This window comes from Frigoribacterium sp. Leaf415 (genome assembly GCF_001424645.1).
GTDB lineage: Bacteria > Actinomycetota > Actinomycetes > Actinomycetales > Microbacteriaceae > Frigoribacterium.
In genome coordinates, this window is sequence record NZ_LMQR01000001.1 from 951,429 (window position 1) to 975,027 (window position 23,599).

The window sequence follows — 23,599 nt, forward strand, 5'->3', positions numbered from 1 at the left end:
AGAATCGACACGTGCCCGGCCTGATCAAACGCAACGACATCGACGAGGTCCGGTCGCGCACCAACATCGCCGACATCGTCGGCGACCACGTCACGCTCAAGGGTGCCGGTGTGGGGTCGCTCAAGGGCCTCTGTCCGTTCCACGACGAGCGCAGCCCGAGCTTCCACGTGCGACCCCAGGTGGGTCGCTACCACTGCTTCGGCTGCGGTGAGGACGGCGACGTCTTCAGCTTCGTGATGAAGACCGACCACACGACCTTCCAAGAGGCGGTCGAGCGCATGGCGGCCCGCATCGGCTTCGAGCTGCACTACGAAGACGGCGGTCAGGCCAGCGACCACGGCAACCGGGCGCGACTGATCTCGGCGAACGAGGCCGCCCGAGAGTTCTTCGTGGACCACCTGACGGCCGCCGACGCCGAGCCCGCCCGGCGCTTCCTCGGCGAACGGGGTTTCGACCCGGCCGCGGCCGAGAGGTTCGGCGTCGGCTTCGCGCCGAAGTCGTTCGACGCCCTGCGGTCCCACCTCAAGGGGCTCGGCTACCGCGACGAAGAACTCGTCACCGCGGGGCTGCTGAGCCAGGGCGACCGCAGCCCCTACGACCGCTTCCGGGGGCGGCTCGTGTGGCCGATCCGCGACGTCACGGGGTCGACCATCGGGTTCGGCGCCCGTCGACTGCTCGAGGACGACAAGGGCCCGAAGTACCTCAACACCCCCGAGACGCCGATCTACCACAAGTCCCAGGTGCTCTACGGGCTCGACCTGGCCCGTCGTGACATCTCGAAGGGCAAGCAGGTCGTCATCGTCGAGGGCTACACCGACGTCATGGCGTGCCACCTGGCAGGGGTCACGACGGCCGTGGCGACCTGCGGCACGTCGTTCGGCGTCGACCACATCAAGCTGTTGCGTCCCATGCTCGGTGATGTCAGCGGGGCCGACACGTCGACCGGCGGCGAGGTCGTGTTCACCTTCGACCCCGACGAGGCGGGCCAGAAGGCGGCGTCCCGAGCGTTCGCGGAAGAACAGCGGTTCGCCGCACAGACCTTCGTCGCCGTCGCTCCCGACGGGCTCGACCCGTGCGACCTCAGGCTCAACCGTGGCGACGACGCCGTGCGCCGTCTCATCTCGACGAAACGTCCGATGTTCGAGTTCATGATCCGTCGGCTCATCGACGGGCACGACCTCGAGACGGTCGAGGGTCGCGTGTCGGCGCTCCGGGCGGCCTCTCCGGTGGTGGCGGGCATCCGTGACCGGTCGATGACGCAGGGCTACGTGCGATCGCTGGCGGGATGGCTGGGGCTCGACCCGGCCGACGTTGCGCGATCCGTCGACGACGCGAGTCGCGCCTCCTCGGCCCAGAACGCGCTCGAGCGGTCGCAGCCCAAGAGCGTGACCGACGGCCGGCAGTCGATCACGAGCCTGCCCCCGGTACCCGACGAGCCGGCCGGCCCGAGCCTGCTGACGCTGCCGGGAGACCTGACCACCCGGACCGAGCGCGACGCGCTCATGGCGATGCTCCAGCACCCGGCGACGGTCGGCTTCGAGCTCATGCAGCGGGCGGCCCGAGCACGCATCGAGAACAGTGCCCTGGCGGTCGTCCGCGACGCGATCGGGGCGAGCCTCGACCGCTTCGACTCGGCGGACTGGCTCGACGTCGTCCTCGGCCAGACCCCGTCGCCGTTCGACGCCCTCGCCAAAGAGCTCGCGGTCGCCCCCATCCCCGAACGCGAGGGACGCGAGATCACGACCTACTGTCGCGGCATAGTCGTCTCGATCGTCGAACGCGACCTGATCCGTGAGAAATCCGAACTGCTCGGTCAGTCGTTCCGCACCGACATGAAGTCCGAGCCCGATCGCTGGCGCGAGATCCAGGTGCGCATCGCCGCCGTCGAGGCCGAGCGCCGGTCCGTCCGCCAAGAGTGACGCTCTCGGTCGTGTCGAGGGTCCTCGTGTCTGAACGCGCATACATCGCGTGCATCAGCCGTCCGGCCCGACCGGACCAGTTGGCAAGGGTTCGTTGCGGGCCTGTAAACAGTTGCGCGATGAGTCCGTATCAGGCTCACGGGTGTGTTACCAATGGACGTTCCCTGAAACGGCCGCGTCCACAGCACGGCCCGGGGCCCCTTGCACACAGAGAAAGAGGTAACCGGATATGACATCCGACTCCACGCTCGCCCGACGCGCTCTCGCCGTCGTCGGTGGCGCCGCTGCCACCGCACTCGTCCTCTCGGGCTGCGCCTCCGGTGGTGACGCGACCGACGCCCTCGACGGTCTCAGCATCGGCACGACCGACGTCATCACGTCGCTCGACCCGGCCGGTTCGTACGACAACGGCTCGTTCGCCGTCCAGAACCAGGTGTTCGGCTTCCTGACGAACGCCCCGTACGGCAGCCCCGACGTCGAGCCCGACCTGGCCGAGTCCGCCGACTTCACCAGCCCGACCGAGTTCACGGTCAAGCTGAAGGACGGACTGACCTTCGCGAACGGCAACGCGCTCACCTCGAGCGACGTCAAGTTCAGCTTCGACCGCCAGCTGGCCATCGCCGACCCCAACGGCCCGTCGTCGTTGCTCGGCAACCTGGCGAGCACCGACGCGCCGGACGACACGACCGTCGTCTTCACGCTGAAGTCGGCCGACCAGACCTGGCCTCAGGTGCTCTCGAGCCCCGCCGGCCCGATCGTCGACGAGGACGTCTTCTCGGCCACCGGGTTGACCGACGCCGACGACATCGTCAAGGGCAACGCCTTCTCGGGCCAGTACACGATCACCGACTACTCGCAGAACGAGACGATCGCCTACGCGGCGAACGACGCCTACGACGGCGTGCTCGGTGCTCCGAAGACCGACTCGGTCACGGCGACGTACTACACCGAAGAGACCGACCTGAAGCTCGCCGTCCAGAACGGCGACGTCGACGTCGCGAACCGCAGCCTGAGCCCGACCGACCTGGCCGACCTGGCCAAGGACGACGCACTCACCGTGCACAACGGCCCCGGCGGCGAGATCCGCTACCTGGTCTTCAACTTCAACACCATGCCCTACGGCGCCACGCAGCCCGACGCCGACCCGGCCAAGGCCCTGGCCGTGCGTCAGTCGGTGGCCGACACGGTCGACCGTGCCGCCCTCGCCAAGGACGTCTACAACGACACCTACACGCCGCTCTACTCTGTCGTCCCCGACGGCCTGACCGGTGCGACCAAGCCCCTCGAGAGCCTCTACGGCGACGGCCAGGGCGGCCCGGACGTCGACAAGGCCGCCGCGGCCCTGTCGGCCGCCGGCGTCAGCACCCCGGTGTCGATCGACCTGCAGTACAGCCCCGACCACTACGGCGCGTCGAGCGACGAAGAGTACGCGCTGATCAAGTCGCAGCTCGAGGCGAGCGGCCTGTTCACCGTGAACCTGCAGTCCACCCTGTGGGACACCTACAGCACCGAGCGCCGCGAGGACGCCTACCCCGTGTACCAGCTGGGTTGGTTCCCCGACTTCTCGGACGCCGACAACTACCTGACGCCGTTCTTCAGCGCGGACAACTTCGTCGGCAACCACTACGACAGCCCGACCGTCCAGGGTCTGCTGACGCAGGAGATCGGCGAGCAGGACGCCTCGGCCCGTGAGGCGACCATCGGTCAGATCCAGGACGCCGTCGCGGCCGACCTGCCGACGCTGCCGCTGTTGCAGGGCACGCAGGTCGTCGTCTCGCAGTCCGACGTGAAGGGCGTGGACGACACGCTCGACGCGTCGTTCAAGTTCCGTTACGGTGCGCTGAGCCGCTGACGCGCCTCCCCGTCTCCTGAGTCCCGCCGGTCCGCCGGCCGGTCTCGGGGGCCGGGGGACTCCGCACCACGGCCGTACGCCGAGGGGGCGACCCGCGACACCGCGGGGCGCCCCCTCCGGCCTGCGACCGGCACCACACCATCGAAAGGCCCAACGACGTGACCCTGATCACCGACGGCTCCCTCACGGCGCCGCCCACATCCAGCCCCGGGAAGTCCCGAAGTTCCGGGGGCGGCGGCCTCGGACGCTACATCGTGATCCGCGCGATCCTGATCGTGCCCACCGTGTTCATCCTCGTCACGCTCGTGTTCTTCCTGATGCGCGTGGTCGGCAACCCGATCACCGCCTCCGTCGGCGGCCGTCTCACCGAGGCCCAGCTGCAGGAGCGTCTCGCCGCCGCCGGCTACGACCGCCCCGTTATCGTCCAGTACCTCGAGTACCTCGGCCAGATCGTCCGGGGCGACTTCGGCACCACCGCGACCGACAACCGCGAGATCAGCGGCATCCTGCTCCAGTACGGCAGCGCCACCATCGAGCTCGTCTTCTACGCGCTGATCGTCGCGCTCGTGCTGGGCATCCCGCTCGGCATGCTCGCCGCCTACGTCCGTGACCGCTGGCCCGACGCCATCCTGCGCGTGCTCGCGATCCTCGCCTACGCGACCCCGGTCTTCTTCGCCGGCCTGCTGCTCAAGCTCACCTTCTCGGTCTGGCTCGGCTGGCTGCCCCTCGGCGGTCGTGCCAGCACCCGCGTCGCGATCGCCCTGGGTCGCATCGACAACCCCACGGGCATCTACATCGTCGACGCCCTGCGCACCGGCAACTCGACGATCATCGTCGACGTCCTGTCGCACGCCGTGCTGCCCGCCCTGGCGCTCGGCGTCCTGACCGCCGGCATCTTCCTGCGCCTCGTGCGCACCAACGTGATCGGCACGCTCGGGTCCGAGTACGTCGACGCGGCCCGCTCGCGGGGCGTCAGCGAGTTCCGGCTCGTCCGGGCGCACGCGCTCAAGCCCGCCCTCATCCCGATCATCACCGTCATGGGCCTCCAGATCGCGATGCTGCTCGGCGGCTCGGTGCTGACCGAGACGACCTTCGGCTGGCGGGGGCTCGGCTTCCAGCTGCAGCAGTACCTGTCGGCCCGCGACTTCATCGCCGTGCAGGGCATCGTCGCCGTGCTCGCCGTCATCGTGGCCGTGACCAACTTCGTGGTCGACGTGATCGCCGCCCTGATCGACCCCCGCGTGAGGTACTGACCATGACCGATGCAGCCGTCGCGGCCGACCGCCGCGAACCCCTCTACAAGCGCCTCCCCGTCGTCGCCCAGATCCGCCGCTCGGTGGGACTGCAGCGCGGCATGCTGCTGACCGGCGTCGTCATCGTCGCCGTGTTCGTGCTGCTGGCGATCTTCGCCCCGCTCATCGCGCCCTACGGCTTCGGCCAGCTGCGCGGTGCCACCGAGGCCTTCCCGCGCCAGGCGCCGCCCTCGGCCGAGCACCTGTGGGGCACCACGGTCGGCGGCTACGACGTGTTCAGCCGCGTCATGTGGGGCACCCGCACCGCCGTGGCCGTGGTCATCGTGGCCGTCGTGCTGTCGATCACGATCGGCGTGACGCTCGGCCTGATCTCGGGCTACCTGGGCGGCTGGCTCGACCGGGTGCTCGTCGTCATCGCCGACGCGGTCTACGCGTTCCCGTCGCTGCTGCTCGCCATCGTCGTCTCGATCGTCATCAGCGGGGGCCAGTCCAGCCTGTGGGGTGGCATCGTCTCGGCGGGCATCTCGATCACCGTGGTCTACGTCCCGCAGTACTTCCGGGTCGTCCGCGCCGAGGCCACGAGGCTCAAGGCCGAGGCGTTCGTCGAGTCGGCCAAGGTGAACGGCAGCAGCACGGGCCGCATCATGTTCAAGCACGTCCTGCGCAACGCCACACGCAGCCTGCCCCTGATCCTCACGCTGAACGCGTCCGAGGCGATCCTGACCCTGGCGGCCCTCGGCTTCCTGGGCTTCGGCATCGGCCCGACCGCGGCGGCCGAGTGGGGCTACGACCTGAACCGCGCCCTGTCCGACACGGCCAGCGGCATCTGGTGGACCGGCGTGTTCCCCGGCGCGGCGATCGTGCTGATGGTGCTCGGCATCACGCTGATGGGCGAGAGCCTGAACGACCTGGCCGACCCGCGCCTCCGGACCCGACGTCGCGCGAAGCGCAAGACGAAGGGCACCCGCGGTGCCGAGCAGGCGCCGACCACGACGAACGACGAGGTGACCGCATGACCGCCGACACGACCACGACCGGCCGACCGGCGGCCCCGCGCGACGAGCGCCCCGTCGCCGTCGGCATCACCGACCTCGAGGTGACCTTCGCGACGGACGGCGGTGACGTCGCCGCCGTGCAGGGCGTGACGCTCGACGTCCGCGCCGGCGAGGTGCTGGCGATCGTCGGCGAGTCGGGCAGCGGAAAGACCGTGACCGCCAAGACGATCCTGGGCCTGTTGCCCGAGACGGCGGTCGCCACCGGTGCGGTGCTGCTCTCGGGGCAGAACGTCCTCGAGGTCGGCCCGAAGAAGGTCCGCGAGCTGCGCGGCACCGACGTCGCCATGGTTTTCCAAGAGCCGTCGACCGCGCTCAACCCCGTCTACACGGTGGGCTGGCAGATCGCCGAGGGCCTGCGGGCCCACGGCAAGGTCGGACGCAAGGAGGCGCGGGTCAAGGCGATCGACATCCTGCGTCGCGTGGGCATCCCCGACCCCGAGACCCGCGTCGACTACTACCCGCACCAGTTCTCGGGCGGGCAGAAGCAGCGCGTGGTGATCGCGATGGCGCTCGTCCTCGACCCGTCGGTGATCGTCGCCGACGAGCCGACCACGGCCCTCGACGTGACGGTGCAGGCCGAGATCCTCGACCTGCTGCGCCGCTGCCGCGACGAGTTCGGCACGGCCATCGTCCTGATCACGCACAACATGGGCGTCGTCGCCGACCTCGCCGACCGGGTCGCGGTCATGTACCTCGGCAAGGTCGTCGAGCAGGCCCCGGCCGTCGAGCTGTTCGCGAACCCGCAGGACGACTACACCAAGCGCCTCCTCGGCTCGGTGCCGAAGCTCGAGGCCCGCGGTCACACGCAGCAAGAGCAGCCCGCCGACAGCGAGGTCGTCGTGCGCGCCCGCGGACTCGAGATCGAGTACCCGGGTCGCCTCGGCCGCGGCGGCTTCCGGGCCGTCAAGGGCGTCGACTTCACGATCGCCCGCGGCGAGGTGCTCGGCCTGGTCGGCGAGAGCGGTTCGGGCAAGACCACGATCGGGCGGGCCATCGCCGGGCTGACGAAGGTCACGGGCGGGTCGCTCGAGGTGCTCGGCGTCGAGATGAACGGGGTGCACGAGCGTGACTTCAAGCCGAAGCGCGCCGACATCGGCTTCGTCTTCCAGGACCCCGCGTCGAGCTTCAACCCCCTGCTGACGATCGCCGAGTGCGTGGCCGAGCCGCTCATCGTGCACGGCCGCGCGAAGGACGCGCGGGCCGCCCGCCCTCGCGTCGACGAACTGCTCGAGGCGGTCCAGCTGCCGAAGTCGTTCGCCGACCGTTACCCCCACGAGCTGAGTGGCGGGCAGCGCCAGCGGGCGAGCCTCGCCCGGTCGCTCGCCCTCGACCCGACGTTGCTGATCGCGGACGAGCCCACCAGCGCCCTCGACGTGTCGGTGCAGGCCCGCGTGCTCGAGCTCTTCACCGAGCTGCAGGCACAACTGGGCTTCGCCGCGCTGTTCATCAGCCACGACCTCGCCGTCGTCAACATGCTGGCCGACCGGATCGGCGTGCTGTTCCACGGCGACCTGATCGAGAGCGGTCCGAACGACCAGGTCCTCGGCGCACCCGAGCACCCCTACACGCAGCGCCTGCTGGCGTCGTTGCCGGTGCCCGATCCGATCGAGCAGGCGTCTCGTCGTGAGCGGTTGGCCGCCCTGGACCGCCGGGCGGCGGACGACGCCGCCCTCGGCACCGCCACCGACGGGGCGGCCTGACGGTGCCGGGTCGCGAGCTCGACCTCGACCAGCCGGTCGTCACCGACGACCTGTCGCTGCTCTACCCCGCGCGGGCGGGCCACCCGGCCGTGCGGGCCGTCGACGGGGTCACCCTGCGGGTCGCGCCGGGCGAGATCGTCGCGGTGCTCGGCGAGAGCGGCTCGGGCAAGTCGACGCTCGCGATGGCCTTGGCCGGGCTGACCGGGACGGGACGCGTCGACGAGGGTCGACCCCGTCTGGTCGGCGGCACCGCGCGCGTCTTCGGCCAGGACGTCGGCAAGCTCTCGGGCCGACGACGCGACCGGCTCTCGGCCATGGTCGGCTACCTGGCGCAGGACGACGGCGAGCGGCTGAGCCCCGACCTGACCGTCGGCGAGGCCATCGCCGAGCCGATCTACCAGCGCGACCGGAAGTTCGACCGCACCGAGGCCGGGCGCATCGTCGCCACGCTCGTCGACGGCGTGCACCTGCCGCTCGGCACCATGCTCAAGCAGACCTGGGAGCTCAGCTCGGGTCAGCGCCAGCGGGTCGCCCTGGCTCGCAGCCTCGTCCTCGAACCGCCCCTGCTGATCGCCGACGAGCCCGCTCGCGGTGTCGACGTGCTCGTCCGGCAAGCCGTCCTCGACGTGATCAAGAACCTGCACGAGGGACGCCAGTTCTCGGCGCTCGTCGTCACCTCGTCGGTGGCCGAGGCGCGGGCGATCACCGACCGCGTCGCCGTCATGCGGGGCGGTCGTCTCGTCGGGCTGGGCGACATCGACGACGTGCTCCGGACCGGCATCGACCCGTACGTCAAGGTGCTCTCGCAGACCACGCCGATCGACATCATCCGCCCCGAAGAACGCGAGGCCGGGCGTCCGCTCGACCCCGACGTCGAACCCCGCGGCGATCAGGCACCGTGACCACCGAGCCGGCGTCGGACGCCGCCCTCGCCTCGGCGGACGACACCGTCGCAACGAGCCCAGGAGGCGCGCGCGGCCACCGCGCGGTCGTCACCCCGGGCCCCGTCCTCGCGCCGGGGCGCCGCCCGACCCCGGGGGCCGTCTCGGTGGCCCCCCGTCCGACCCCGGTCTTCGTCGACGCCGTGCGTGCCGGGGGAGCGGAGGTCGTCCCGCTCGGCCCGGACACCCGCGGCCTGGTCTGGCTCTCCTACCGCGACCCCGACGGCCTCGCGCGGGCCCTGGACGAGAACCCGGGCGTCGAGTGGGTGCAGCTGCCCTACGCCGGGGTCGACGCCTTCGCCGAGGTCATCGCCGCACGTGCCGACCGCGCGCTGCCGCTCTGGACCAGCGCGAAGGGGGCGTTCGCCGAGCCCGTGGCCGAACACGCCCTCATGCTGGTGCTGTCGTTGCTGAGGGTCGTGCCCCAGCGTGTGCGCGCGAGGTCCTGGGCCACCGAACAGCAGGGCCGCTCGCTCTACGGTCGGCACGTCGTCATCGTCGGCGCCGGCGGCATCGCGATCGAGCTGATGCGCCTCCTGGCCCCGTTCGACGTCCGCGTGACGATCGTGCGCCGGTCGAGCGAACCCGTGCCCGGGGCCGACCGCACGCTCCCCGTCGAACGCCTGGACGAGGTGCTGCCCACCGCCGACGTCCTCGTCCTCGCCGCTGCGGCCACGCCCGGCACGTCGGGCCTCCTCGACGCCCGTCGGCTCGCCCTGCTGCCCCAGACGGCCGTGCTCGTGAACGTCGCGCGGGGCAGCCTGGTCGACACGGACGCCCTCGTCGACGCGGTCCGCTCGGAGCGTCTCTGGGGAGCCGGGGTCGACGTCACGACGCCCGAGCCGCTCCCCGACGGTCACCCGCTCTTCGGCGAGCCGCGCGTCATCGTCACACCGCACCAGGCGGACACCCCCGAGATGACGGCCCCGTTGCTGGCCGAACGCATCCGGCACAACGTGCGGGCGTTCCTCGGCGACGGCGAGTTCGTCGGGGTCGTCGACCCGCACGACGGGTACTGACGCCGGGGCCGCAGTCGTCCGACGCGCCGCGTCACCACCGTGGTCCGTGGGGGCCTCAGATCTTTGCTAGAGTTGTCTCCGCTGTCACGGACGAAAATCCGGGGCGGTTGCCATTCCTCGATAGCTCAATTGGCAGAGCAGCCGGCTGTTAACCGGCAGGTTGTTGGTTCGAGTCCAACTCGGGGAGCGAAGGCCCAGAGGCTCCACCCTCTGGGCCTTTTCTCTTGCCCGTTCCGTCGCAGGCTTTTTCTCTCGCCCGTTCCGTCCCAGGGCCGAACGCGAAGGAGGCGCGTCCTGCGGTTCGCAGGACGCGCCTCCTTCGTCTCGGGTCGGCTCGGTTCGAGGTCAGTCCTCGAGGTGGTCGACTCCCGGCAGCCAGGTGCTGCCCGGCTGGCCCCAGCCCTTCTTGCGGACGGCCTTGGCGGCCGCCTTGTGGAACGGGTGCTCGAGCCGGTCCGCGTAGAGGATGCCGTCGAGGTGGTCGTACTCGTGTTGGAAGATGCGGGCGAGCCAGCCCCAGGCCTCGATCTCGACCTCGTCGCCGTCGAGGTCGGTGGCCCGCAGCACGACGCCGTCGGCGCGGCGCAGCGGGAACCTCTCGCCCGGCACCGACAGGCAGCCCTCGGACTCGGAGTCGTCGTCGAGCGGCTCGATCGAGAGCGGGCTCTGCCAGAGCGTCGGGTTGATCGCGACGCCCCGCCACAGCTCGCCGTCGTCGTCGGTCCACGAATAGACGAACAGGCGCTTGCCGACGCCCACCTGCGGGCCCGCGAGGCCGACGCCCGGGGCGGCGTCCATCGTCTCGAACATGTCGGCGACGAGCGTGCGCAGCTCGTCGTCGACGACGGTCACCTCGGAGGCGGGGGAGTGGAGCACGGGGTCACCCGTGATGGAAATGGGTCGAACGGCCATTCGTCCAGACTATCCAGCGCCACGGCGCTAGCGTGGACGCCGTGACGACGGACATCGGGGAGCTCACCCAGCAGGTATCCCTGACCCCCTACCAGGCGCTCGGCATCCCCATCGCCCTGATCGGAGCGGTGTTCCTCTCGATCGGCGCGCAGCTGCAACACCAGGGCGTCGCCAAGGTCGAGCGGCGGATCGGTGCGGCCAAGAGCGGCATGAACGTCCGCCAGGTGCTCGCCCTGGTCGGCCGCCCCTCGTGGGTGCTGGGCACGCTGATGCTCGGCCTCGCGATCCTGTTCCAGCTGACCAGCCTGCGCATCGCCCCGTTGCTCGTCGTGCAGCCGCTCGGAGCGGTCGCGCTCGTCATCACGGCGGTCCTGAACTCCCGGTCCACCGGGCGACGGCTCGACCGTCGCGCCAAGCGGGCGATCCTCTTCTGCGTCGGCGGGGTCGGGCTCTTCGTCACCGTGGCGGCCTTCACGGCCATCGAACCCGAGATCACGACCCGACAGCTCGTCACCGTGCTCGTCATCCTCGCCGTCGTCGGAGCCGTGCTGGGCGTCGCCTTCGCGCTGCTGCGTCGCCGTCGCAGCGCGCTGTTCTACATCATCGCGGCGGGCGTGCTCTACGGTTTCGTCGCGACCCTCGCCAAGGTCGTCCTCAACCGGGTCTTCGCCGGCAACTTCGACTGGTTGACGATCGTCTGCATCGTCTTCCTGCTCGCCGCGGGCCTGCTCGGCGGGTACTTCGTGCAGAACGCCTACTCGTCCGGTCCGCCCGACCTCGTCATCGCCGGCCTCACCGTCGTCGACCCGCTCATCGCGGTCGGCATCGGCATCGTGGTGCTGGGCGAGGCGCAGAACGCCCCCGCGATCGCCGGGGTCTTCTTCGTCGTCGCGGCCGCGATCGCCGTGTACGGCGTGTTCCAACTCGCCAAATACCATCCCCAGACCCGAGCCTGAGCTACCGTGGGGTCGTCTCGTCCGTCGGTCCCACGACCCTGCGGATGCCTGACACGACGCACACCTCACCGAGCACGAGAAGGACGCCACGACCCGTGACACCTGCCCCGACGCCCTCGGAACCCGGCCGACCCGACGACGCGACGTCGGCTGCCGCCGCGACCCGCGCCTCCTCGGGGTCGTCGGACCGGCTGACCGTCCTGATCGCGGGCGACACGTTCCCGCCCGACGTCAACGGCGCCGCCAACTTCACCGAGCGGCTCGCCGTGGGCCTGGCCCAGCGTGGGCACGACGTCCACCTCATGGTGCCGGCGGCCAGCCGCCACCACGGCACCTTCCTCGAGCAGCACGGCGGCGTGACGCTCACCGTCCACCGGCTCTACTCGACCCGCTGGCCCCTGCACGACTGGCTGCGCTTCGCGACCCCGTGGCGCGTGCAAGAGCACGCCGAGAAGATCTTCGACGAGATCCACCCCGATGTCGTGCACATCCAGTCGCACATCGTGATGGGCCGGGGCGTGGCGCAGGTCGCCGAGCGTCGGGGCGTGCGCATCGTCGCGACGAACCACTTCATGCCCGAGAACCTGCTCGAGCACACCGGCCTGCCCAAGGGGCTGCGGGCGAAGGCGACCCAGATGGCGTGGAACGACGCGAGCAAGACGTTCCACAAGGCCGCGGCGATCACGACTCCCACGCAGAAAGCGGCGACGTTCCTCGAGAAGTCGGTCGCGGTCACCGGCGTGCTGGCCGTCTCGTGCGGCATCGAGGCCGCCCACTACACCGCCCTCGACACCCGTCCCGAGCAGAACCGCATCGTGTTCGTCGGCCGGGTGACGGCCGAGAAGCAGATCGACGTGCTGCTCAAGGCGATGACCCTGCTCGACCCCGCCCTCGGCGCCACACTGACGATCGTGGGCGGGGGGGACCTGTTCAAGCAGCTCCAGACGACCAGTCGCGACCTGGGGCTCGCCGACGTGGTCACCTTCGCGGGCTACCTGTCCGACGACGAGTTGCGCCGCACGCTCACCGAGTCGACCGTGTTCGCCATGCCGTCGATCGCCGAGCTGCAGAGCATCGCCAGCCTCGAGGCCATGGCCTCGGGCCTGCCGATCGTCGTGGCCGACGCGATGGCCCTGCCCCACCTGGTCGACGAGGGCGAGAACGGCTACCTGTTCCGTCCGGGCGACAGCCGCGACCTCGCCGACAAGCTCACGACGGTGCTGACCGCACCCGACGACGAGTATCTCGCCATGCGCCGGGCCAGCCTGAAGATGATCGAGGGGCACGACATCGAGCGCACGCTCAGCGTGTTCGAGAGCCTGTATCGTGGTCAGCCGGTGGTCCCCTCCACCGACGCGGCGTCCGACCGCGCGCACTGACGGTCGACCGCGGCACCACCCCGGCCGGCCCCGGCTCGCACCGGTGGGCCGACGCGAGGGGCGGTAGCTCAGCCGGTTAGAGCAGTCGACTCATAATCGATCGGTCACGGGTTCAAGTCCCGTCCGCCCTACTCGTCGCGTTCGGTCGTGCCCTGCCGCCAGCAGGGGCTGATCCGGCCTACGGGCCTGCTGTGAGCGCGGCCGTGTCGTCGCGTGGTGCCCGTCGCGCATGGCACGATGTCGTCCATGTTCACCAGACGGCCCCGACGGCCGGAACCCGAACCCGACGCCTGGGGCGGCGATTCCTCCTCCTCCTCCGACGACGTCGGGCGCTCCGGTCCGGCGCGCATGGGGGTGGGCGCGCAGGTGTACGTTCTCGACTCCGACGAGGACCCGGCGACGCCGTTCCCGTACGGCCCGACCGGCATCGTGGTCCGGGCCGGCGGCAGTGCCTGGCAGGGCGTGTCGGCGATCGGCGGCTCGGCCCGCACATGGTGGGTCGAGTTCGACTCGCCCCAGATCGACCGCGACGGCGACGGACCCGTCTCGCAGGCGCAGGTCGCCGAGCGCTGGCTGCGCCTCGCCCCCCTCGCCTGAACCCCGCCCCCGCCGCACCCCTGCGCCGTCGGACCCCGCACCCCGAACCGCCGGCCCCCGGACCCCCGCACCGTCGGACCCCGCACCCCCGCGCCTCCGCACCGCCGGACCCCCGCGCCGCCGGCCCCCCCCCCGCACCCCCGCACCGTGGGACCCCCGCGCCGTCGGACCCCCGCACCCCCGCACCGCCGGACCGCCCTCCGCTCCGCCCGGCCCGCACTTCCCGCATGACCTCCCGCCCCGCGCCAGTCTCACCCGTGCTACCCACACGACCTCCCCTCCCGCCCACCCCAGCCCCTCCGGCCCATCCCGCTTCGGACCCCGTCGCGTGGTCGGCAACTCCTGTCTCCTGCAGCAGCGGTCGCCGAGGGCGCCGTGTTTCCCGGCCCGGGCATCGGCGGTGCAGCACCAGTCCGGAGTTGCCGACGCGGGCCGGTCGTGATGCGGGGAATCGACTCGACTGCACCCGTCCCGATCCCGCCCGCACCCGTCCCGATCCATCCGCAACCGCACCTTCCCTTCTCCACCGCGCCCCGAGTGTCCCGGCGCGGTGCGGGCAACTCCTGGCTCCTGTTGCACCGATCGGCGCGGGCCTCGTGTTTCTTGGCCCGGGCATCGGCGGTGCAGCAACCGTCCGGAGTTGCCGACGCGTGTGGGTAATTCCTGGCTCGTGCAGCACCGGCCGGCGTGGGTCCCGCGTTTCCAAGACTGGGCATCGGCGGTTCAGCACCCGTCCGGAGTTGCCGACACGGGCCGGTAACTCCTGCCTCGTGCAGCACCGGTCGCCGTGGGTCCCGTGTTTCCGGGCCTGGGCTTCGGCGGTGCAGCACCAGTCCGGAGTTGCCGACACGGCGAACGCCGCACACCGAGGTCGAGGCGAGGCGAGGCCGAGGCCGGGGCCGAGGCCGGCGTCGGCAGCGGCACGTTCCCGACGGCAGTCGCACGTCCGGGAATGCCACGCCCCACCCTCCGGTTCACCAAAGTGCATGCAAACGCATGCAGATGTTCTAAGGTGGAGCAATGCAGTTCGGAATCTTCAGCGTCGGCGACATCACGACCGACCCCACCACCGGCGTCACCCCGACCGAGGGCGAGCGCCTCAAGGCGATGGTCACCATCGCGAAGAAGGCGGAAGAGGTCGGCCTCGACGTCTACGCCGCGGGCGAGCACCACAACCCGCCCTTCGTGAACTCGAGCCCGACGACCCTCCTCGCCTACATCGCCGCGCAGACCGAGCGCATCGTGCTCAGCACGGCCACGACCCTCATCACCACGAACGACCCGGTCAAGATCGCCGAGGACTTCGCGCTGCTGCAGCACCTCGCCGGCGGTCGGGTCGACCTCACGCTCGGTCGCGGCAACACGGGCCCGGTCTACCCCTGGTTCGGCAAGGACATCCGCCAGGGCATCAACCTGGCGATCGAGAACTACGCCCTGCTGCACCGCCTCTGGCGTGAGGACGTCGTCGACTGGAAGGGTCACTTCCGCACCCCGCTCCAGGGCTTCACGGCGACCCCGCGTCCGCTCGACGGCGTCGCGCCCTTCGTCTGGCACGGCTCGATCCGCAGCCCCGAGATCGCCGAGCAGGCCGCGTACTACGGCGACGGCTTCTTCGCCAACCACATCTTCTGGCCGGCCTCGCACACGAAGCAGATGGTCGAGCTCTACCGCAACCGCTTCGAGCACCACGGGCACGGGCGTGCCGACCAGGCGATCGTCGGTCTCGGCGGTCAGGTCTTCCTCGCGAAGAATTCGCAGGACGCCAAGCGCACCTTCCGCCCCTACTTCGACAACGCCCCGGTCTACGGCCACGGCCCGTCGATGGAGGACTTCACGAGCCAGACCCCGCTCACCGTCGGCAGCCCGCAGGAGGTCATCGACCGCACGCTCGGCTTCCGCGACTACGTCGGCGACTACCAGCGCCAGCTCTTCCTGATGGACCACGCCGGCCTGCCCCTCAAGACCGTCCTCGAACAGCTCGACATCCTCGGCAGCGAGGTCGTGCCCGTCCTGCGTCGCGAGTTCGCCGTGAACCGTCCGGCCGACGTGCCCGACGCCCCCACGCACGCCTCGCTCGTCGAGGCCGCGACCCGTGCGTCGCAGACCACGAGCGCACCCACCGCGCACGACGCGCTCACCGCGTCGTCCGCCCGCTGAGACACGCAGGAGGCGCGCCATGAGCACCAAGAAGATCGTCGCCCTGTCCGCGGGGCTGAGCCAGCCCTCGTCCACCCGTCTGTTGGCCGACCGCCTGGTCGAGGCCACCACGCGTGACCTCGTCGGCCGCGGCTCGTTCGTCGAGGTCGAGGTCGGAGAGCTGCGGGACCTCGCTCACGAGGTGACGGACGCGATGCTCACCGGCTTCGCGCCTCCTGCCCTCGCCGAGGCGCTCGAGAAGGTGACGAGCGCCGACGGCGTGATCGCGGTCACGCCCGTCTTCTCGTCCTCGTACAGCGGCCTGTTCAAGTCGTTCGTCGACGTGATGGACCACAAGGCGCTCACCGGTACGCCCGTGCTGATCGGGGCGACCGGTGGCACGGCCCGCCACTCGCTCGCCCTCGAGTACGCGGTGCGACCTCTGTTCGCCTACCTCCAGGCCGTCGTCGTGCCCACCTCGGTGTTCGCGGCGTCCGAGGACTGGGGAGAGGGCGACGGCACCTCGACCACGCTGCCCGAGCGCGTGACCCGTGCCGCGGGGGAGTTCGCCGAGCTCGTCGCCCGGCACGAAGGCGCTCTCGACGACCCCTTCGCGGCGGTCGTCCCCTTCGACGAACAGCTGCGACGCCTCGCCGTGGGCGGCGACGACCCGCAGCCCTGAGACGTCGGACGAGGAGGCGCGGTGCCGGTCTCGACCACGTCCCGCCCGTCGGGGCATGAACCGCGCCTCCTCGGCGTTGCCCACCGTCAGACCCCAGGAGGACCGATGACCGACAGCACCGACAGCACCGACAGCACCGCCGGCACCGCTGACGCCACCCGCACGCCCGAGGACGCCGCCGCGCAGGCCGAGCTCGACCGCTTCCACACCCTGCGCCGCGCCCGCGCCGTGTCGCCGCAGGGCCCGCTCGCCCTGACCGGTACGCAGTGGGTGGACCTCGAGCAGACCGTCTGGGGTGTGCCGGGCCGCTGGGCGCCGACCCCGCAGGGCGTGTCGGGGCTGGCCCTGACGGCGACCGCCGCGGACGGCATCCACGTCGACGGCGACCTGGTCGACGGCACCGTGATCGTGGCGGGTGACGACTCCCTGGCCCCGAGCAGCCTGCGGTTCTCCGAGACCACCACCGGCACGGTGATCGCGAACGACGATCACACGGGTTACGCCCTGCGCGTCTGGGACTCCGCGTCGGACGCCGTCACGGGTTTCGGCTCGATCGACGCCTTCCCGTACGACCCCGACTGGGTCGTCACCGCCGACTTCGTGCCGACCGCGCCGGACGCCCAGATCGACATCCGCCACCAGAAGGACCTCGACCTCAGCCGCCCCAAGCCGTTGCCCGGTCTCATCCGGTTCCAGCGCAACGGGGTCGACCACGAACTCGCGGCGTTCCCGTCGGGTGACGGCGACCGGTTGCAGCTCGTCTTCGGCGACGCGACCAACGGCGACAGCACGTACTCCGTCGGGCGGTTCCTCTTCCCGACGCCGAACGGCGACGGCACCATCACGCTCGACTTCAACCGGGCCGTTCTGCCGCCCTGCGCCTTCTCGTACGCCTTCAACTGCCCGATCCCGCCGGCCCAGAACCGGTTCGCGTCGCCGATCGAGGCGGGCGAGAAGAACGTCCTCGACGCCGCCGGTCAGCCTCTCCACTAGGCGCGGGCCGACGGCGTCGGTGCGGGGTGGGATGATCAGGCGGTGTTCTTCCTGCTGCGTCGACTGCCCGACGGCGACGTCGAGCTGACGCGGTACGAGCGTGGCCCGTCGGGCCGTCTCGAGGTGATGGGCGTCGAGACGATCGCCGCGGCCGACCTGCCGACGCGCGTCGTCGGGCTCGAGCGCGAGGCCTCGCCCCGCTGGGTCTGGGACGACACCCCGCGGTGGTACCCGCGCCTCCTCGACGCCGGGGTCACGGTGGCCCGCTGCGTCGACCTCCGGCTCGTCCACGCGATCCTGCGGCGGTCGACGGCGGCTCCCGGCTTCCCGGCCGGAGGCGCGGCTCCCGGCCCGTGGGACGTCGCCCAGGCGGTGCCCGGCGAGTCCGACGGCCTGTTCGAGGTCGTGCCCGACTCGTTGCCCGACCCGGCGGGCGAGTTCCTCGCCCAACGCGAGGCGGTCGAGGCGTCGCCGACCCGGGGTCGGCTCGAACTGCTCGTCGCCGCCGAGTCCACCGGAGCCCTGATCGCGGTCGAGATGCGACACCGGGGCATCCCGTGGTCGCCCCTTGTGCACGACGAGCTCTTGACCGCCGCGCTCGGGCCGAGGCCCTCCCCGGGTGAGCGCCCGGCCCGCATGCGCGCGGCCCTCGACGAGGTGCGGCAGGCCCTCGACGCCCCTGACCTCAACCCCGACTCCCCGGCCGAGTTGATCCGTGCGCTGAACCGTGCCGGTGTGCTCGTGCAGTCGACGCGTCAGTGGGAGCTCCAACGGCACGAGCACCCCGCGATCGAGCCGCTGCTGCGCTACAAGAAGATGCAGCGGCTGCTCGTGGCCAACGGCTGGGCCTGGCTCGACGCCTGGGTGCACGGCGGGCGCTTCCGCCCCGACTACGTGCCGGGCGGCGTCGTCACCGGTCGCTGGGCGACGAGCGGAGGAGGCGCGTTGCAGCTCCCCAGGGCGGTCCGCGGCGCCGTCGTGGCCGACCCGGGCTGGAAGCTCGTGGTCGCCGACGCCTCGCAACTCGAGCCGCGCATCCTCACCGGCCTGTCGGGCGACCGCTCGATGGCGCGGGCGGGGTCCGGCGACCTCTACGAGGGCATCGTCGCCAGCGGAGCCGTCGCGACCCGCGCCGAGGCCAAGGTCGCGATGCTCGGCGCGATGTACGGCGCGACCCAGGGCGAGAGCGGCCGGCTCGTGCCGCGCCTGGCCCGACGGTTCCCCGACGCCATGGCACTCGTCGAGACGGCGGCCCGCACGGGTGAGGCCGGGGGAGTCGTCGACACGCTGCTCGGGCGCAGCTCACCGCGGCCGTCCGACGACCCCGACGCCGCCGGTGGTGCCGGGGCGGGCGCCCTGCCGCCCGAGATGGGCGTACGGCCGGCCGATCGCGACGCGCGTTCGTGGGGTCGGTTCACGCGCAACTTCGTGGTCCAAGGCACCGCCGCCGAGTGGGCTCTCTGTTGGATGGGTGCCCTACGTCGGCGCCTGCACGAGAGGTGGGGAACCGGCGTCCCGGCTCCCCACTTCGTGTTCTTCCTGCACGACGAGGTGGTCGTGCACGCACCGGCTGCCGCGGCCGACGAGGTCGCGGCGCTGGTCGCCGAGAGCGCGGTCGAGGCCGGTCGTCTGCTGTTCGGCGATGCCCCGGTCACCTTCCCGGTGACGGTCGCCGTCGTGGACGACTACTCGCAGGCGAAGTGACCGCGCGACACGTCCGGGACGGCGCCGTCATTCGCAGGTGTTACACAGTTGTGATTTCTCAGGTGGGTCGGTCATAATTCACAGAACGGGCATCGTCCCGCGCACCACCGGGCCTTGGCCCGCACAATCGAAGAACGCACACGAATCACGTCTGACAGGTCGATGGGGAAGTCGCACCTGAACCAGATGGAGGAATCGTGGCTGCTGCAACCGCTCGGGGAGTGCTCTACGTGCACTCGTCCCCTCGTGCACTGTGCCCACACGTCGAGTGGGCCGTCGGTCGTGCCCTCGGGCACGGCGTGAACTTCGCCTGGGTCGACCAGCCCGTGCTGCCCGGTGCCCGCCGCACCGAGTTCTCGTGGCAGGGCGACGAGGGCTCCGGTGCGCGCATCGCCTCCGCCCTGCGCGGCTGGGAGCACCTGCGCTACGAGGTGACCGAAGACCCGGGTGAGACCCACGACGGTGGTCGGTGGATGCACTCGCCCGACCTCGGCGTCTTCTTCGCGCAGACCGACACCGCCGGCAACACGGTCATCCCGGAGGACCGCATCCGCTACGCCATGGAGATCGCGGGGTCGAACACCCTCGAGCTGCACCGCGAGCTGCGTCTCGCTCTCGGCCAGGCCTGGGACGACGAACTCGAACCGTTCCGCTACAGCGGCGAGGGCAACCCCGTCGTCTGGCTGCACAAGGTCGGCTGACCCGCCGCGGCCCCGGCGACGTGCGGCCCGGGCGCACCAGGTGACGACGAAGGAGGCGCGGGTGGCGTGATCACGCCACCCGCGCCTCCTGCGCTGCTCGCCTCGGTCAGACCGAGCGGAAGCCGACGACGGCGTTGTGGCCGCCGAAGCCGAACGAGTTGCTGATCGCGACGATCTCGCCCTCGGGCAGGGGGCGGGGCTCGCCGACGACGACGTCCATGTCGATCTCGTCGTCCATCTGCGTGACGTTGATCGTCTGCGGGGCGACGCGCTCGTGCAGCGCCTTGACCGTGAACAGCGCTTCGATGCCGCCCGCGCCGCCGAGCAGGTGGCCCGTGGCCGCCTTGGTCGCCGAGACGATCAGCTTCGAGGTGTGGTCGCCGAACACACGCTTGATGGCGTGGTACTCGGCGATGTCGCCGACCGGGGTGCTCGTCGCGTGGGCGTTGACGTGGACGACCTGGTCGCGGTCGACCCCGGCGTTCTCGAGCGTCGCGATGACGGCCCGGGCCGCACCGGTGCCCTCGGGGTCGGGAGCGGTGATGTGGTACGAATCGCTCGTGACGGCCCCACCGATGAGCTCGGCGTAGATGCGGGCCCCGCGGGCGAGGGCGTGCTCTTCCGTCTCGAGGACGAGCGCGGCGCCGCCTTCGGCGAGGACGAAGCCGTCGCGCGTGACGTCGTAGGGGCGCGAGGCCGTGGCGGGGTCGTCGTTGCGCTTCGAGAGGGCCTGCATGGCGGCGAACGAGGCGAGGGGCATCGGGTGGATGGCCGCCTCGGAACCGCCGGCGACGGCGATGTCGGCCAGGCCGGACTGAAGGTGCTCGTAGGCCATGGCGATCGACTCGGTGCTGGAGGCGCAGGCCGAGACGACCGTGCGGGCTCCGGCGCGTGCGCCCAGGCTCATCGAGATGGCGGCGGCGGGGCCGTTCGGCATGAGCATGGGGACGGTCATCGGCAGGACGCGACGCGGGCCCTTCTCGCGCAGGGTGTCCCACCCGTCGAGCAGCGTCCAGACGCCGCCGATGCCGGTGGCCCAGTCGACGATGAAGCGCTCGGGGACGACCTCGGGCGAGCCGGCGTCGGCCCAGGCCTCGCGGGCGGCGGTGAGCGCGAACTGGCTCGACGGGTCGAGGCGCTTGATCTCTCGACGATCGAGCACGTCGGCCGAGGGGGTGCGTGCCTGTCCGGCGAAGGTGACGGGCAGCTCGTACTTGGCGACCCAGTCCTGCTCGAGCGTGGTGATGCCCGACTGGCCGGCGAGCAGGTTCTGCCAGCTCTCGGTGGCGGTGCCACCGAGCGGGCTCGTGGCGCCGAGTCCGGTGACGACGATCTTCTTGGTCATTGACGTTCCTTCTGGGAGGGCCGGTCGGTGGGCTGTGCCGATGTGGAACGACGCCGTGACCCGGGCTGCAGCCGAGGCTGGTGGCGTGGGGTCGACGGCGTCGAGGGCACAGCGGCGGGGCCCGGTCGCCCGAGGGGCGACCGGGCAGCCGACGTCTTAGTTCTGCGCCTTGTGGATGTACGTGACGGCGTCGCCGACGGTCTTGAGGTTCTTGACCTCTTCGTCGGGGATCTTGACGTCGAACTTCTCTTCGGCGTTGACGACGATGGTCATCATGGAGATCGAGTCGATGTCGAGGTCGTCGGTGAACGACTTGTCCATCTCGACGGTGTCGGTGGCGATCCCGGTCTCGTCGTTGACGAGCTCGGCGAGGCCGGCGAGGACTTCTTCGGTGGACAGTGCCATGGTGTTGTCTCCTTGAGGGGGTGTCGTTGTGACCGGGGTAAAGCCTATACAGCGCCCCGCGGTCGGGCGGGCAGCGGCGCGCTAGGGCAGCACGACCACCTGGGCGCCGAACACGAGTCCGGCTCCGAAACCGATCTGCAGGGCGAGACCGCCGCTGAGCTCGGGGTGCTCGTCGAGCAGTCGGTGGGTCGCGAGCGGGATGCTCGCGGCCGAGGTGTTGCCGGTGGTCGCGATGTCGCGACCGATCACGACGGACTCGGGCAGACCGAGCTGCTTGGCGAACTCGTCGATGATGCGCATGTTGGCCTGGTGCGGCACGAAGGCCGAGAGCTGGTCGGCGGTGACGCCCGCGCGGTCGAGGGCCTCTTTCGCGACCTTCGCCATCTCCCAGACGGCCCACCGGAAGACCGTCTGACCCTCTTGGCGCAGGGTGGGCCAGGGGATCTCGCCCGCGCCCTCGCGGTACTCGCTCATGGTGTTGGTCATGCCGATGGCGTCCCACTTGGAGCCGTCCGAGCCCCAGACCGTCGGGCCGATGCCCGCGCTGTCGGACGGGCCGACGATCGCGGCGCCCGCCCCGTCGGCGAGGAGGAACGAGATGGTGCGGTCGGTCGGGTCGATGACGTCGCTGAGCTTCTCGGCGCCGACGACCAGGACGTACTCGGCGAGGCCCGACTTGACGAACGAGTCGGCCTGCGCGATGCCGTAGGTGAATCCGGCGCAGGCGGCCGAGATGTCGTAGGCGGCGGCGGGGTTCGCGCCGACGCGCTCGGCGAGCAGCGACGCGACCGAGGGGGTCACGACGCCCGCCCCGATGGTCGACACGAGGACGGCGCCGATCTGGTCGGGCCGGATGCCCGACTTGGCGATGGCCTCGGTGGCGGCGGCCTCGGCGAGGTCGACGACCTTGACGTCCTTGCCCGCACGGCGACGGGTGATCACGCCGGTGCGCTGCTGGATCCACTCGTCGCTCGAGTTGATCGGCTCGATGATGTCGGCGTTCGGCACGACGTTCTCGCCGCGGGCCGCACCGAGTGCGTAGATGCGGGTGAACTGCGCACCGGTGGTCTGGTTGAGCTGGGGGGTGGTCATGCTGCTCCCTCGATGAGGTCGACGGCGGCCTGCAGGTCGTCGGGTGTCTTGACGGCGACCGAGGGGACACCCCTCAGCGCACGCTTGGCGAGGCCGGTGAGGGCTCCGGCCGGGGCGAGTTCGACGATGCCCGTCACACCGGCGTCGGCGAACGACCGCATGGTGGCGTCCCACCGGACGGGGGACGAGACCTGGCCGACGAGCAGCTCGACGAAACGGGCGCCCGAGTCGACCGTGCTGCCGTCGTGGTTGGTCCAGAGCGTCAGCGAGGGGTCGGCGGCCGTGACGGTGGCCGCAGCCGTCCTGAGGCGCTCGACGGCCGGCTGCATGTACCGCGTGTGGAAGGCGCCGGCGACCTGCAGAGGCACGACTCGGCTCTTGGCCGGCGGGTCGGCCGCCAGCTCGGCGAGGGCCGCGGTCTCGCCGGCGACGACGATCTGGCCGCCGCCGTTGTAGTTGGCTGGGGAGAGCCCGAGGGCCTCGAGACGAGCGAGGAGTTCGGCCTCGTCACCGCCGAGGACGGCGCTCATGCCGGTCTCGACGAGGGCGGCGGCGTCGGCCATGGCCCGGCCACGCTCCGCGACGAGCGTGACGGCGTCGACGTCGGTCAGGACGCCGCTGACGGCCGCAGCGGTGAACTCGCCGACCGAGTGGCCCGCGACGCCGGCGACCGCGGATCGATCCACGCGGCGGAAGAGGGCACGGGCGGTCAGGATGCCGGCCGCGACGATGAGGGGCTGGGCGACGGCGGTGTCGCGGATCGTGTCGGCGTCGGACGTCGTGCCGTGGCCGACGAGATCGACGCCGGCCGCGTCGGAGAGCGACGTCAGCAGGTCGCGCTGGTCGGGGTCGGCCAGCCAGGGTTCGAGGAAACCAGGAGTTTGGGAGCCCTGACCGGGCGCTACGACAACGATCACTGGTCCATCATGCCAATGAGTCGCGGGTCTGCGGTGTAGCA

The 23,599-nt window shown here is 71.1% G+C and carries 20 protein-coding genes and 2 tRNA genes; 17 read left to right on the plus strand and 5 right to left on the minus strand.

Features of this window, described 5'->3' with window-relative positions; all coding sequences use genetic code 11:
* Positions 1–11 precede the first annotated feature (11 nt).
* The 8 genes from dnaG (at position 12) to ASG28_RS04415 (ending at position 9,926) form a co-directional block, all read left to right on the plus strand.
* The gene (gene dnaG, locus ASG28_RS04380) at positions 12–1,919 is read left to right on the plus strand and encodes a DNA primase (RefSeq protein ID WP_055972440.1); all 1,908 of its coding nucleotides are present in this window, start codon (positions 12–14) and stop codon (positions 1,917–1,919) included.
* Positions 1,920–2,148: 229 nt separating this feature from the next.
* Positions 2,149–3,771: an ABC transporter substrate-binding protein gene (locus ASG28_RS04385; RefSeq protein WP_055972443.1), complete on the plus strand. Its 1,623-nt coding sequence runs from the start codon at positions 2,149–2,151 to the stop codon at positions 3,769–3,771.
* Positions 3,772–3,929: 158 nt separating this feature from the next.
* A complete protein-coding gene (locus tag ASG28_RS04390; protein WP_055972446.1) occupies positions 3,930–5,024 on the plus strand; it encodes an ABC transporter permease in 1,095 nt (364 codons plus the stop codon).
* A gap of 2 nt (positions 5,025–5,026) precedes the next feature.
* Positions 5,027–6,040, plus strand: a complete 1,014-nt coding sequence (locus ASG28_RS04395; protein ID WP_055972448.1) for an ABC transporter permease — start codon at positions 5,027–5,029, stop codon at positions 6,038–6,040.
* A complete protein-coding gene (locus ASG28_RS04400) occupies positions 6,037–7,779 on the plus strand; it encodes a dipeptide ABC transporter ATP-binding protein (protein ID WP_082454363.1) in 1,743 nt (580 codons plus the stop codon). Before ASG28_RS04395 ends, ASG28_RS04400 begins: the two co-directional genes overlap by 4 nt.
* A gap of 2 nt (positions 7,780–7,781) precedes the next feature.
* Positions 7,782–8,681 carry an ATP-binding cassette domain-containing protein gene (locus ASG28_RS04405; protein ID WP_235477555.1) on the plus strand — a complete coding sequence of 300 codons (900 nt, stop codon included), beginning with the start codon at positions 7,782–7,784 and terminating at the stop codon, positions 8,679–8,681.
* Positions 8,678–9,739 carry an NAD(P)-dependent oxidoreductase gene (locus ASG28_RS04410; RefSeq protein ID WP_082454365.1) on the plus strand — a complete coding sequence of 354 codons (1,062 nt, stop codon included), beginning with the start codon at positions 8,678–8,680 and terminating at the stop codon, positions 9,737–9,739. Before ASG28_RS04405 ends, ASG28_RS04410 begins: the two co-directional genes overlap by 4 nt.
* A gap of 114 nt (positions 9,740–9,853) precedes the next feature.
* Positions 9,854–9,926: transfer RNA gene (locus ASG28_RS04415), tRNA-Asn, on the plus strand.
* Between the two features lie 158 nt (positions 9,927–10,084).
* Here ASG28_RS04415 and def read toward each other — a convergent pair.
* On the minus strand, positions 10,085–10,651 hold the full coding sequence (gene def / locus ASG28_RS04420) for a peptide deformylase (RefSeq protein WP_043592595.1): 567 nt from the start codon (positions 10,649–10,651) through the stop codon (positions 10,085–10,087).
* Positions 10,652–10,692: 41 nt separating this feature from the next.
* Between def and ASG28_RS04425 the strand changes: the two genes are divergently transcribed.
* From ASG28_RS04425 to ASG28_RS04465, 9 genes are all read left to right on the plus strand, one after another.
* Complete coding sequence (locus ASG28_RS04425) at positions 10,693–11,607, plus strand: DMT family transporter (protein WP_055976893.1); 915 nt, start codon at positions 10,693–10,695, stop codon at positions 11,605–11,607.
* A 95-nt stretch (positions 11,608–11,702) separates the two neighbouring features.
* Complete coding sequence (locus ASG28_RS04430; protein WP_326937856.1) at positions 11,703–12,986, plus strand: glycosyltransferase; 1,284 nt, start codon at positions 11,703–11,705, stop codon at positions 12,984–12,986.
* Between the two features lie 57 nt (positions 12,987–13,043).
* Positions 13,044–13,117 (plus strand) — tRNA-Ile (locus ASG28_RS04435).
* Between the two features lie 115 nt (positions 13,118–13,232).
* Positions 13,233–13,583, plus strand: coding sequence for a hypothetical protein (locus ASG28_RS04440; protein ID WP_157485642.1), 351 nt, complete (start codon positions 13,233–13,235; stop codon positions 13,581–13,583).
* A gap of 1,020 nt (positions 13,584–14,603) precedes the next feature.
* On the plus strand, positions 14,604–15,740 hold the full coding sequence (locus ASG28_RS04445) for an LLM class flavin-dependent oxidoreductase (protein WP_055972458.1): 1,137 nt from the start codon (positions 14,604–14,606) through the stop codon (positions 15,738–15,740).
* Positions 15,741–15,759: 19 nt separating this feature from the next.
* Positions 15,760–16,401, plus strand: coding sequence for an FMN reductase (locus ASG28_RS04450; protein WP_055972461.1), 642 nt, complete (start codon positions 15,760–15,762; stop codon positions 16,399–16,401).
* A 105-nt stretch (positions 16,402–16,506) separates the two neighbouring features.
* Positions 16,507–17,394 (plus strand): DUF1684 domain-containing protein, encoded by an 888-nt coding sequence (locus ASG28_RS04455; RefSeq protein WP_055972464.1) that lies wholly within the window; start codon positions 16,507–16,509, stop codon positions 17,392–17,394.
* Positions 17,395–17,436: 42 nt separating this feature from the next.
* Complete coding sequence (locus ASG28_RS04460) at positions 17,437–19,098, plus strand: bifunctional 3'-5' exonuclease/DNA polymerase (protein WP_268761771.1); 1,662 nt, start codon at positions 17,437–17,439, stop codon at positions 19,096–19,098.
* A 197-nt stretch (positions 19,099–19,295) separates the two neighbouring features.
* Positions 19,296–19,799, plus strand: a complete 504-nt coding sequence (locus ASG28_RS04465; protein WP_055972467.1) for a DUF3145 domain-containing protein — start codon at positions 19,296–19,298, stop codon at positions 19,797–19,799.
* A gap of 106 nt (positions 19,800–19,905) precedes the next feature.
* Here the strand turns inward: ASG28_RS04465 and ASG28_RS04470 are convergent, their stop codons facing one another.
* The 4 genes from ASG28_RS04470 to ASG28_RS04485 form a co-directional block, all read right to left on the minus strand.
* Complete coding sequence (locus tag ASG28_RS04470) at positions 19,906–21,144, minus strand: beta-ketoacyl-[acyl-carrier-protein] synthase family protein (RefSeq protein ID WP_055972470.1); 1,239 nt, start codon at positions 21,142–21,144, stop codon at positions 19,906–19,908.
* A 156-nt stretch (positions 21,145–21,300) separates the two neighbouring features.
* Entirely contained in the window at positions 21,301–21,549 is a 249-nt protein-coding gene (locus ASG28_RS04475) for an acyl carrier protein (protein WP_043592609.1), read from the minus strand.
* Positions 21,550–21,630: 81 nt separating this feature from the next.
* Entirely contained in the window at positions 21,631–22,641 is a 1,011-nt protein-coding gene (locus ASG28_RS04480; RefSeq protein ID WP_055972473.1) for a beta-ketoacyl-ACP synthase III, read from the minus strand.
* Positions 22,638–23,558, minus strand: coding sequence for an ACP S-malonyltransferase (locus tag ASG28_RS04485; RefSeq protein WP_055972476.1), 921 nt, complete (start codon positions 23,556–23,558; stop codon positions 22,638–22,640). The genes ASG28_RS04480 and ASG28_RS04485 overlap by 4 nt, the downstream gene beginning before the upstream one ends.
* Between the last annotated feature and the right edge of the window lie 41 nt (positions 23,559–23,599).